We start from the raw sequence: 11,446 nt of genomic DNA, 5'->3' as shown, positions 1-11,446 counted from the left end.
AGGAGCCCGCCGTGACCCGGATCGACGCGCTGTGGCCGCAGGCCGCCGAGGATCTCCGCGAGGAGCAGATCCTCGCGGCCTACGCGCCGCCGCAGGTCCCCTGGCTGCGGATGAACTTCGTCGAGAGCCTCGACGGGGCCGTGACCCGGGAGGGGCTCTCCGGCGGCCTCGGCGGCGCCGCGGACCGTCGGGTCTTCGATCTGATGCGGTGGTGGGCCGACGTGATCCTGGTCGGGGCCGGCACGGTGCGCGCGGAGGGCTACGGGGCGATGCGGCTCTCCGTCGACGCCGCGTCCTGGCGCCGCGCGCACGGCCTCGCGGAGCAGCCGGTCCTCGCCCTCGTCTCGGGGCGGCTCGACCTCGACCCGTCCTCCCCGCTCTTCGTCGAGGCCCCGGTGCGCCCCCTCGTGCTCACCGTCGAGGAGGCGCCGCGGCGGGCGAGGGAGCGTATCGCGGAGGTGGCCGAGGTGGTCGACGCCGGGACCTCCGTGGTCGATCCGACGGCGGCCCGCGCCGTGCTCGCCGACCGCGGCCTCGGAAGGATCCACGCCGAGGGCGGGCCAACCCTGTTCGGCACCTTCCTCGCCGCGGGCGCGGTCGACGAGCTGTGCCTCACCCTCGCCCCGACGCTCGAGGCCGGGGGCGTGGGCCTGATCGCCCGTTCCCCGGAGTCCGCGCCGACCGCGATGCGGCTCGCCGGGATCCTCCGCGGCGGCGACGAGCTGCTGCTGCGCTACACGCGGGAGGCCGGCGACCCTCAGCGCTCGAGCGCGTCCGAGGACTCGAGCGCGTCCGAGGACTCGGCCTCGTCCAGGATCGACGCGCCGCTCTCGTAGACGGAGGTGGGCGTGTAGACGCTGTAGGACGACGCGGACGGGGTGTACACCGAGCTGGCGTTGCGCTCGAAGGCCGCGGGCTCGGTGCGGGGAGCCTCCGGCGGGAACTCCTCGGAATCGCCCGACTCCGGCACGGAGCGCGCTCCCGCAGCGGAACGCAGGTTGGAGGCGGAGCGCGCCGCCGCCGCCGGGCGCGCCGCGGCAGCGGCGAGCACCGAGGCCACAGCGGCGAGAGCGGCGGCGCGGGCCCGGTCGTGGGACGCCGCGGAACCGCGCGGAGCCGTCGATCTGTCCGCCGTCGCCGCGTCGGCGGTCGATGATCTCGTCACGACCCGCCGGGTGCGCTGGACGGTCGTGGTCCGGGTGACCGTCGTGCGGGGCCTTCCCCGATCCTTCCGGGAATCACCGCCGGGGCTGCTGTCCCCCGTGCTCACCATCTTGACCACGGCGGCGATGACCCCGAACACCACCAGCATCAGGACGACGAATGGTTCCATCGCCGCTCCCCCTGTCTCCCGCTGACGTCCCGCCGCCTCTCGGCGGACCGGACCGGACCAGAGTCAGTGTGCCAGGCACCGTCGCCGCACGACAACGCGCCACCGCCCCACCGCCCCGCCGCCCCGTCGGGCCGCTGGTTATCCTGAGCTCCGCATCCACACGACCGGAAGGGGACCCGATGTCCTATCCGCCCGTCTACGGCCTGACTCCTGACTACTCCCAGCTCCCGCCACGTCGACGCCGAGGGGTGAAGCGCACGGTGTTCGGCGCGCTCGGGCTGGTCGCCAATGCCGTCGGACTGGTCGTGATGCCGATCGTCGCGGCGCTCCTCAGCGGCGTGGTGCTCTACTCCGCCAATACCGAGATGACTCCGCTGGATCCTGCCGGGGACAGCTTCGAGGCCTCGACCTGGTCGATGTACACGATCGCCGTGCCGCAGGAGGACCTCGACACGACGACCTGCGAGATCGAGGGCGAGGACATCTCGGTCGATCGCGCCGAGCCGTCGGACACGTCGTTGGGATCGGTCGACGGCGTGCCCTATTACGACCTGTACACGGTGACCGTCTCCGGTGATCAGGAGGTCAACGTGACCTGCACCGGCGGTGAGGCTGTCGCGCTGTGGGGAGCGGGGATGGGCGGGCTGCTCCTCTCCGTCGGGGTCGGCATCGTGCTCCCGGTGGTGCTGGGGTTCATCGCGCTGGTGATGCTGATCTGGGGGATCGTCGCCCTGATCCGCTCCGCCTGAGCGACCCCTCCCCCCGGCACCGGGGACGGCTCGGAGATTCTCAGGCGGTGGTGACGACCTCGATGCGCTGGAACTCCTTGAGGTCCGTGTAGCCCGTCGTCGCCATCGCGTGGCGCAGGGCTCCGACCAGGTTGGTCGTGCCGTCGGCCGCGATCGACGGGCCGAAGAGGATCTGCTCGAGCGATCCGGCGGTGCCGACCTGCACGCGGTGGCCGCGGGTGAGGGTGGGGTGGTGTGCCTCGCTGCCCCAGTGGTGGCCGCGGCCGGGCGCCTCCTCGGCGCGGGCGAGGGCCGCGCCGACCATGAGGCCGTCGGCCCCGCAGGCGATCGCCTTGACGAGATCGCCGGAGCGGCCCAGGCCGCCGTCGGCGATGACGTGCACGTAGCGGCCGCCGGACTCGTCCATGTAGTCGCGGCGCGCCGCCGCGACGTCCGCCACCGCGCTCGCGAGCGGGACGGTGATGCCGAGGGTCTCCTGGGTGGTCTGCGAGGCGCCGCCGCCGAAGCCGACGAGCACGCCCGCGGCGCCGGTGCGCATGAGGTGCAGGGCCGCGGTGTAGGTCGCGCAGCCGCCGACGATGACGGGCACGTCGAGCTCGTAGATGAAACGCTTGAGGTTCAGCGGCTCCCGACCGGTGGAGACGTGCTCCGCGGAGACCGTAGTGCCGCGGATGAAGAAGAGATCCACACCGGCGTCGACGACCGTCTTCCAGTGCTCCTGCGTGCGCTGCGGGGAGAGGGACCCTGCGGCGGTCACGCCCGCGTCGCGCAGCTGGCGGATGCGGTCGCGGATCAGCTCGGCCTGCACCGGGGCGGAGTAGGCCTCGCGCATGACGGCGACGACGTCTTCGTCGGAGGCGGCGGCGATGCGATCGAACTGGGCCGTCGGGTCTTCGTAGCGGGTCCACAGGCCCTCTAGGTCGAGCACGCCCAGCCCGCCGTGACGGCCGAGCGCGATCGCCGTATCGGGCGACATGAGGGAGTCCATCGGCGCGGCGAAGATCGGGATGTCGAAGTGGTAGGCGTCCACCTGCCAGGACGTCGAGACGTCCTCGGGGTCGCGCGTGCGCCGGGAGGGCACCACCGCCACGTCGTCGAAGCTGTAGCTGCGGCGTCCCCGCTTGTTGCGGCCGATCTCGATCTCGTTCATCACGCGGGGCAGTCTATCGGCGCGTGCCGATCCGGGACGCTCACAGCGGCCAGGTCTCCTTCGCGTCCGGGGTCTTCCCCTGCTTCTGCAGGTAGCGGTTGAAGCTCTCGGCGCTCTCGCGGTGCCAGGAGATCTGCTTCTGGTGCAGCTCGGCGAGGTCCGCCCGGGCGATCTCGGGGAACTTCGCGGCGAGCGCGCGCAGCACGTCGAGGGTCGCGGAGACGTCGACGTCCGCCGTGTGCAGCGCGCCGTCCTGCTGCACCCCGTAGAGCTCGATCAGGTCCACGAGGCGGCGCTTGCCCTTGCGCCAGCGGTCCAGGGCCCGGTCGATCACGAGCGGGTCGACGACGGGGGCGATGTCGTGGCGGAGCCGCTCGGCGAGGGTGGGGAGGCCCAGGCGGCGCAGTTCGTTCTCCAGGATCTGCAGGTCGAAGCTGCCGTTGAAGGCGACGATCGGCACGTCCTTCCGGAGCGCGTCGGCGAGCATCTCGGCGACCTCGGCGAGGGCCGCGGACGGCTCCATGCCGTGCTCCCGGGCGTGGGCCGTGGAGATGCCGTGCACCCGCTGCGCCGGCTCGGGGATGTCCATGCCGGGGTCGATCAGCCAGGTCGCGACCGTCTCGTGCGCGCGACCCGGTCCCACCGAGTGCACGAGCGCCACGGTCACGATGCGATCCGCGGCGACGTCGGTGCCGGTGGTCTCGGTGTCGAAACCGAGCAGCGGGCGGTCCAGCCAGGAGGGGGTGCTCATGCCCCCACCCTAGGGGCACGCCCCCACGGGCGACGCCCCGCGGTCGCGGCGGTGGACGGCACGGTCCTGGGGAGGGATGATCGCCCTCCGGCGGCCAGGTCCGCGACCGCTTCGAGGTGCTGTGGCTGATCGGGTTCGAGCACGGCGGCGACGAGGCCGCCCCGGCTCAGCGCGCCGAGTAGTTCGGGGCCTCCATGATCGCGGCCATGTCGTGGGGATGGGACTCCTTGAGCCCGGCCGGGGTGATGCGCACGAACTGCCCGCGCTCCTTGAGCTCGCTGACGTTCTGCGCGCCGACGTAGAACATCGACTGGTGCAGGCCGCCGACGAGCTGGTGCACGACCGATCCGAGCTGCCCCTTGTAGGCGACCCGGCCCTCGATGCCCTCGGGAACGATCTTGTCGTCGCTGGAGACGTCGGCCTGGAAGTAGCGGTCCTTGGAGAAGGACTTCTTGCCGCGCGAGGCCATCGCACCGAGCGAGCCCATGCCGCGGTAGGCCTTGAACTGCTTGCCGCCGACGAGGACGACCTCGCCCGGGGACTCCTCGGTGCCGGCCAGGAGGGAGCCGAGCATGACCGTGTCGGCGCCGGCCACGAGGGCCTTGGCGATGTCGCCCGAGTACTGCAGGCCGCCGTCGCCGATCAGCGGGACGCCCGCGGGCTTGGTGGCCTTGGAGGCCTCATGGATCGCGGTGATCTGGGGGACGCCGACGCCGGCGACCACGCGGGTGGTGCAGATCGAGCCGGGTCCCACGCCCACCTTGACCGCGTCGGCGCCCGCGTCGACGAGCGCCTGCGCGCCCGCGCGGGTGGCGACGTTGCCGCCGATCACCTGCACGCCCGCGAAGGCCGGATCTGCCTTGATGCGGGCGATCATCTCGAGCGCCAGGCGGGCGTGGCCGTTGGCGGTGTCGACGACGAGCACGTCGACGCCGGCATCGAGCAGGGCCCCCGCGCGCTCGAGCGAGTCGCCGAAGAAGCCGACGCCCGCGCCGACGAGCAGGCGGCCCTGGGCGTCCTTGGAGGCGTCGGGGAACTGCTCGGACTTCACGAAGTCCTTCACGGTGATCAGCCCGGTGAGCTTCCCGTCGGCGTCGATCAGGGGGAGGCGCTCGCGCTTGTTCCGGCGCAGCAGGGCGGTCGCCTCCTCGTGGGAGACGTCGCTGGGGGCGGTGAACACCTCGGTGGTCATCACCTCGCCCACGCGGGTGGTGGCCCACTCGGCGACGGGGATGAAGCGCAGGTCGCGGTTGGTGCAGATGCCGAGGAGGCGCTTGTCCTCGTCGACCACCGGCAGGCCGGAGACGCGGTACTGACCGCAGACGGCGTCGAAGTCCTCGAGGGTCGCGTCCAGGCCGATGGTGACCGGGTTCGTGATGCGACCGGTCTGGGTGCGCTTGACCAGGTCGACCTGGTGGGCCTGGTCCTCGATCGAGAGATTGCGGTGGAGGATGCCGATGCCGCCGTGGCGGGCCATGGCGATCGCCATGCGGGACTCGGTCACGGTGTCCATCGCGGCGGATGCCAGCGGGATCCGCAGGGTGATCTCCTTGGTGAGCCGGCTGGAGGTGTCCGCCTCGGAGGGGATCACGTCGGTCTCCCCCGGCAGCAGCAGCACGTCGTCGTAGGTGAGTCCGATGAAACCGAAGGGATCCGCGCTCGTCATGCACCGATGGTAGCCGCGCACGGCGAGGGGGTGCAGTGTCGCTCGCCACGTCCTCCCGCCCGCTCCGGATCCCGCCTGACCTGCCTGGACGCCCTGACGGGCCGCGATATCCATGCACGCCGCGGACGGAACGAGCCGAGGATCACGTCGGCGCGCGGGCCGCGACGCCGGGGCTGTCGTTCATCCGTCGTCCCCCTCCTGTTAACTCCTCCGCCATCTTGGGCCTAGAGTGGCCGCGGCCCCCGATCCTCCTCACCCACGGGACACGCAGATGCCAGGCATCCACTCGCAGACCTCCGCCGAGACGCCCGTCGCCACGGGCCTGCTGGGCCCCGATCGCACCTGGCATCTCGGCGCCGGTCTGATGACCGTCGCGACCGTCGTGGCCTTCACGATCTGGTCCTTCCTCCATGCCGGGCGCGACGTCAACGCCTTCCTCCTGATCCTCGCGATCGCCTTCGGGCTGTTCATGGCGTTCAACATCGGCGGCAACGACGTGGCGAACTCCTTCGGCACGAGCGTGGGCGCGGGCACGCTGACGATGAAGCAGGCGCTCGTGGTCGCGGCGGTCTTCGAGGTCTCCGGCGCGGTGATCGCCGGCGGCTCCGTGACCGAGACCGTCCGCAGCGGGATCGTGGACCTCGACGGCCTGACCGTCGACCCGCTGGGCTTCGCGCTGATCATGATGTCGGCCCTGCTGGGCGCGGCGGTGTGGCTGCTGCTGGCCACCAGGATGGGCTGGCCGGTCTCCACCACCCACGCGATCATCGGCGGCATCGTCGGCGCGGCGGTCACCACCGGTCTGGTCACCGGCACCGGCGGCCTCGCGATGGTGCAGTGGGGAGAGATCGGGAAGATCGCCGTCTCCTGGGTGCTCTCCCCGCTGCTGGGTGGCATCGCCTCCTTCCTCCTCTTCGGGGCGATCAAGCGCCAGATCCTCGCGCCCGCCGCCCGCGCGATCGCGCTCGGCTCCCGCGGCTACGACGACGCGGAGGACGACGAGGACGACGACGAGAACGACGAGTCCGAGGACGGCGAGCAGCACCACATGCCCGTCACCGAGCGGATGACCGAGCTGCAGCAGTCGGCCTTCGCGGAGTCCGCGGCGCTCGACCTCACCCCGGGCGGCCCCGGCGCGGAGCTCGTCGAGAGCGCCGCGTCCCTGTCCAAGAAGGAGCGCAAGGCCGCCCGCAAGGTGGAGCGCCGCGCCGCCTACCACGCCCTCGAGAAGCGGGTCCCGCCGCTGGCGGCCGCCGCGGCCATGCTGCTCTCCGCGATGCTCGTGTTCAAGGGCCTGAACAACCTGGGGCTGCAGATCCCGCTGGCCGGCGGCCTCCTCGCGCTGGCGATGATCGCGCTCGGCGTGTGGATGGCGACGACGATCTTCGCCCGCGCGCTGAAGAAGCAGACGATCTCCCGCGCGACCTTCATCATGTTCAGCTGGATGCAGGTGTTCACCGCCTGCGCCTTCGCCTTCTCGCACGGCGCCAACGACATCGCCAACGCGATCGGGCCGTTCGTGGCCGTCCTGGACGTGCTGCGCACCGGGGCCATCTCCTCGGAGGCGGCGGTGCCCACGGCGGCGCTCGTCGCCTTCGGCATCGCCCTCGTGTCGGGTCTGTGGTTCGTGGGCCGGAAGGTGATCCACACCGTCGGGTCGGGCCTGACGGCCATGCACCCCTCCTCCGGCTTCGCGGCCGAGCTCGCGGCGGCGACGATCGTGCTGCTCGCCTCGGTGCTGGGCCTGCCGGTCTCCTCGACGCACATCCTCATCGGCGCGGTGCTCGGGGTCGGCGTCGTGAACCATGCCGCGAACTGGAGGCTCATGCGCCCCATCGCGCTCGCCTGGATCATCACCCTGCCGGCCGCGGCGGGGATCGGCGCGGTCGTGGTGCTGGTGCTGCGCGCGATCTTCTGACCCCTGGGGCGGCGTCCACCCGGAGCGCCGCGGTACCCGCTCACCGCGGCTGCTCGACCCTCCGCCAGGCCGGGGACGTCGCGAGGTGGGCGAGCGCGAGACCGAAGGCGGCGCCGATGATCGTCTGCAGCGCGTCGAGGGTGAGCGTCGCGGCCGCCGCGGCCTGGCCCGCGTTGACGAGGGTGAACGCGGAGTACATCGCGTAGCCGGGGACCATGATCACGACGGCCGGCACCGAGATCGCGGTGCGCGGCACGTGGCGGGTGCGGGCGACGGCGTAAGCGAGCAGGCCCACCAGCACGGTCGCCGCGAGGGTCGCCACCTGGATCGGCACTCCGGCTTCGGCGAGCAGGAAGCGGCCGGAGTTCGCGAGCAGCGACACCGCCGCGGCGGCGAGCGCGATCAGCCACGGCGAGTTGAAGATCAGGGCGAAGCCGAGCACGCCCACGAAGGTCGCCGCGGCGCGCACGGCGAGCAGCACGGGAGGGGAGAGGCCGAGCGGTTCCGCGACGACCGGCTCGACGCCCACGGCGAGGCTCACGGTCCACGCGGCGGAGGCGGCGGCGAGGATGATCAGCGCCGCGTAGGTGAGGCGCTGCAGCCCGGCGGAGTAGTCGGCGCGCACGAGGTCCAGCAGACCGGTGATCATCGGGAAGCCGGGCACGAGGAAGAGCACGGCGGCGAGATAGCCGCCCATGAGGTCTCCCGTCGCCCAGCCCGCGGCGCCCGCCCCGCCGACGGCCAGCAGGTAGCAGCAGGCGGCGACGACGGCGCCGATCACGGTGGTCAGCAGGTGGTTCCAGGCGCGCAGCTGGGCGGTGCGGCGCGCCGCCTGGCCCACGGTCGCGGCGATCCCGGCGGCCACGGCCTCGAGGGGGCCGGCCTGGTTCAGGACGGCGAATGCGGCGCAGGCGAAGCCGGCGGCGAGCGCGTTCGTGACTCGGCCGTGCAGGGGGCCGCGGGCGCGGAGGGCGTCGAGTGCCGCGTGCACCTCGGCGGCGGTGGTGCCGTCGTCGGGGAGCGCCTCGACGAAGCGCTGGGTGCGGTGGAGGCGGTCGACGTCGACGCCCACGTGGCGGGGCTGGGTGAGCCGGGTGCGGTAGCGGCCGTGGAGCGTCGCGGTCGCCGTGATGTCGGTGTAGGTGACGATCGCGGTGAACGAGTCGAGGCCGAGTGCCCGTGCCGTGCGGCTCATCGCCCAGCGCACCCGGTAGGACGCCATTCCGGCGGAGAGCAGCTCGGCGCCGACGGCGGCTGCCGCCTCGGAGCGCACCGTGAGCGAGTCGGGCATCCCGATCGGGCTGGTCGTGGTGGGCACGGGCTCGCGCCGCGGCGGGCGCCCCTCCTCCTCCGTCACGGCGTCGGGTCCCCCTCCCGCGGCTCCTCCTTGCCGCCGAGCACGCGCCGCACCCGGTCGAACTCGGCCTGGAAGGCCGCCTCGTCGTGCGTGTACTCGGGGCGCCACGGCATACCGAGCCGCTCCGCGAGCTCCTGGTGCGCGCGGGCGCGGCGGTCCTGCCGACGGGCGGCGAGCAGCTCCCGGCGCGGCGGCGCGGGCCGCAGCCCGGCCGCGGCCTGCAGGGCGCGCAGCCCGTCGAACGACGCCTCGTCCCAGCCGATCTCGGGGATGATCCAGTCCGTCACGTCGCCGTCGCCCCCGCCGCGCGCGACACCCCCGCCGGACCGCACGCCGATCACCGCGAGGCTGCCCCGCTCGGGCTCCCCCACGGCGTGCACGACGTCCGCGAGGGCGGCGCGGCCGGACGTGCGCAGCCCCCGTCGCAGCACGAGCGTGCCCGCCGCCTCGTCGAGCAGCACGAGGCGGCGCGTGAGCAGCACCGGCACGAGAGCCCACAGTGCGAACAGCGCCCAGAGCAGCAGGCCGCCCAGCAGCAGCTGCACCACCGCGGAGTCGAGGGCCGCCTCGAGCACGCCGTCGTGCCCGGCGGCGAGCCGGCTCCGGCGCAGCTGCTGGATCGCGACGCCGCCGAAGGGTGAGAGCACGGCGGCGAGGAGCGGCAGCCCCCACAGCGCGAGCGGCAGGTAGCGGGAGCGGATCGACGGCCCCACGAGCACCGCCCCGCCGCGGGTGCGCCGCGGGACGGGCGGCGCGGCGTCGACGGGGGCGGAGGGGCTGGTCACGAGGTCAGCGTACGTCGGCTGCGGACGCGGCGCGCCGCCCCGGTGACGGGATCGGTGAACGCCAGCTCGCGGGCCAGCAGCTGAAGCGGCTCGGCGGGCTCGGGGCGGGGCGAGGGGTAGAGGTCGTCGCCGCGGATCGGGGCGCCGCGGAGCGAGAGCTGGGCGCGCAGCTGGTGCGTGCGGCCGGTGCGGGGGCGGAGGCGCAGCAGCAGCGAGGAGTCGGCGTCGGCCGTCAGCACCTCGAGCTCGGTGAGGGCGTTGGGCTCCCCTGCCTCGCGCCGCGTCGTCAGCTCGCCGCGGGGCTTGACGAGTCGGTCGCGGAGCTCGGCCCGCTCCCCCGGCTCCCGCGGGATCGTCACGCCGGGTCCCGGGTCGACGCGGGCGAGGTACTCCTTGTCGACCTCGCCGCGCGCGAACAGCTGCTGGTAGACGGAGCGCTCGGCGGGCACGATCCCGAAGGCGAGCACCCCGGCGGTGCGCCGGTCGAGGCGGTGCAGCGGCACGAGGGTCGCGACACCCGTCTCCCGTCGCAGCCGCACGAGGGCGCTCCCGAGCACATGGGCACCGCGGGGCATGGTCGCCATGCCGTGGGGCTTGTCGAGGACGAGCAGGTGCTCGTCGGCATGGAGGATGTCGAGCGCGACCTCGGGCACCTCCTCGGCCCGCAGCTCGCGATGGAACCACAGCCGGTCACCGGGGCCGACGGGGGTGTCCGCCGCGAGCGCCCGCCCGTCGGCGTCGACGATCTCCCCGGCGGCGAAGCGGTCCCGCAGCGGCGTCGCCTCGGGGTCGGCGAGTGCGGGGAAGCGGGCCAGCAACGCCTCGAGCGCGGGGCCGGTGATGGCTTCCGGGGGGAGGGCCCAGCCGACGGGGTCGAGCCCGTGCCGCTGCGGCAGGGGCGCCGGCCGACGCCGTGCGGTGCGCCTCGCGGCCCGGCCCGGGCGCTCGGCGGGGCCGCGGCCCCCTGCCGCGGCGGCGCTGCCGCTCACAGCCCCCACACGGCGAAGGTCAGGACGTTGTGGCCGATGTAGAAGACGGCGAGGCACAGCGCCACCAGGGTGGGATGACGGTCGACGACGCCGAGCGCCCACGGGGCCTGCCGGCGCAGCTCCGCGGGACTGATGGCGTCGATCCGGTCGATGCGCACCCCGGCCGCCGCGGCGTGGCGCAGGCACGCCTCCTGTGCGCGCGGCCCGAAGAACCGGTTGGAGACGGCGACGAGGCGGTGGCCCTCGGCGTCCAGCAGGTACACCCCGTCATAGGCGGTCTCCGAGAGGTCGAGCCCCTCATCGGAACCCGCCCCCCGCTCGATGGCGCGCACGGCCAGCACACCGCCCACCTCGTCCCAGCGGGCGCTGCGCGTGCGGCGGGCGAGGCCGCGGAGCGTGAAGCCGTCGGAGTCCACCTGGAGCCAGGCGGTCAGAACGCGCAGCACCCCCACCACGGAGGCGATCACCACCAGGGCCCACAGGAGCAGCGGCAGCTGGAAGAGGAAGGACTCGCGCAGCGCGGGGACGGTCCACAGCCGCTGACCCACGAAACTGATGATCACGAGGAACTCGAGCACGATCACGAACACCAGCGCGACCCCGAGGGTGCCGAGCACCACCGGGGCGGGCGGCCCGAAGGTGCGGGTGGGGCGGTCGTCGTCCGGGAGCGGAGTGGCGTCCGTGCTGCTGGTCACCACTCCTCCTGAGGCGGCTCGATCCGGTGGGACAGCGTCATCCTAGGCCGAGC

Annotated in this window: 11 protein-coding genes; 3 read left to right on the top strand and 8 right to left on the bottom strand. The window is 73.5% G+C overall.

Annotation, left to right across the window (positions count from 1 at the left end):
* Positions 1-11 precede the first annotated feature (11 nt).
* Positions 12-836 (top strand): pyrimidine reductase family protein, encoded by an 825-nt coding sequence (locus V1260_RS12795; protein WP_329747205.1) that lies wholly within the window; start codon positions 12-14, stop codon positions 834-836.
* Here the strand turns inward: V1260_RS12795 and V1260_RS12790 are convergent.
* A complete protein-coding gene (locus V1260_RS12790; RefSeq protein WP_329747204.1) occupies positions 758-1,333 on the bottom strand; it encodes a hypothetical protein in 576 nt (191 codons plus the stop codon). The two genes, V1260_RS12795 and V1260_RS12790, sit on opposite strands and share 79 nt — an antisense overlap.
* A gap of 179 nt (positions 1,334-1,512) precedes the next feature.
* Here V1260_RS12790 and V1260_RS12785 point away from each other — a divergent pair, with 179 nt between their 5' ends.
* Positions 1,513-2,082 (top strand): hypothetical protein, encoded by a 570-nt coding sequence (locus V1260_RS12785; RefSeq protein WP_329747203.1) that lies wholly within the window; start codon positions 1,513-1,515, stop codon positions 2,080-2,082.
* A gap of 40 nt (positions 2,083-2,122) precedes the next feature.
* Here V1260_RS12785 and V1260_RS12780 read toward each other — a convergent pair whose 3' ends face one another.
* From V1260_RS12780 to guaB, 3 genes are all read right to left on the bottom strand, one after another.
* Positions 2,123-3,232 (bottom strand): GuaB3 family IMP dehydrogenase-related protein, encoded by a 1,110-nt coding sequence (locus tag V1260_RS12780; RefSeq protein ID WP_329747202.1) that lies wholly within the window; start codon positions 3,230-3,232, stop codon positions 2,123-2,125.
* A gap of 40 nt (positions 3,233-3,272) precedes the next feature.
* Positions 3,273-3,983 (bottom strand): exonuclease domain-containing protein, encoded by a 711-nt coding sequence (locus V1260_RS12775; RefSeq protein ID WP_329747201.1) that lies wholly within the window; start codon positions 3,981-3,983, stop codon positions 3,273-3,275.
* A 166-nt stretch (positions 3,984-4,149) separates the two neighbouring features.
* Positions 4,150-5,649, bottom strand: coding sequence for an IMP dehydrogenase (gene guaB, locus V1260_RS12770; protein WP_329747200.1), 1,500 nt, complete (start codon positions 5,647-5,649; stop codon positions 4,150-4,152).
* Positions 5,650-5,920: 271 nt separating this feature from the next.
* On the opposite strand from guaB, the gene V1260_RS12765 reads away from it, so the two are divergent.
* Positions 5,921-7,567: an inorganic phosphate transporter gene (locus V1260_RS12765; RefSeq protein ID WP_329747199.1), complete on the top strand. Its 1,647-nt coding sequence runs from the start codon at positions 5,921-5,923 to the stop codon at positions 7,565-7,567.
* Positions 7,568-7,607: 40 nt separating this feature from the next.
* Here V1260_RS12765 and V1260_RS12760 read toward each other — a convergent pair whose 3' ends face one another.
* From V1260_RS12760 to V1260_RS12745, 4 genes are read right to left on the bottom strand one after another with little or no spacing between them, the layout of a single operon-like run.
* Positions 7,608-8,885, bottom strand: coding sequence for a threonine/serine ThrE exporter family protein (locus V1260_RS12760; RefSeq protein WP_329747198.1), 1,278 nt, complete (start codon positions 8,883-8,885; stop codon positions 7,608-7,610).
* A gap of 35 nt (positions 8,886-8,920) precedes the next feature.
* On the bottom strand, positions 8,921-9,709 hold the full coding sequence (locus V1260_RS12755) for a hypothetical protein (RefSeq protein ID WP_329747197.1): 789 nt from the start codon (positions 9,707-9,709) through the stop codon (positions 8,921-8,923).
* Positions 9,706-10,707, bottom strand: a complete 1,002-nt coding sequence (locus V1260_RS12750; protein ID WP_329747196.1) for a pseudouridine synthase — start codon at positions 10,705-10,707, stop codon at positions 9,706-9,708. Before V1260_RS12750 ends, V1260_RS12755 begins: the two co-directional genes overlap by 4 nt.
* Positions 10,695-11,393, bottom strand: coding sequence for a hypothetical protein (locus V1260_RS12745; RefSeq protein WP_329747195.1), 699 nt, complete (start codon positions 11,391-11,393; stop codon positions 10,695-10,697). Before V1260_RS12745 ends, V1260_RS12750 begins: the two co-directional genes overlap by 13 nt.
* Positions 11,394-11,446 lie beyond the last annotated feature (53 nt).

The sequence above is a fragment of the Brachybacterium sp. J144 genome, assembly GCF_036321705.1.
Lineage (GTDB): Bacteria > Actinomycetota > Actinomycetes > Actinomycetales > Dermabacteraceae > Brachybacterium.
This window is presented reverse-complemented; position numbering and strand designations above follow the sequence as displayed.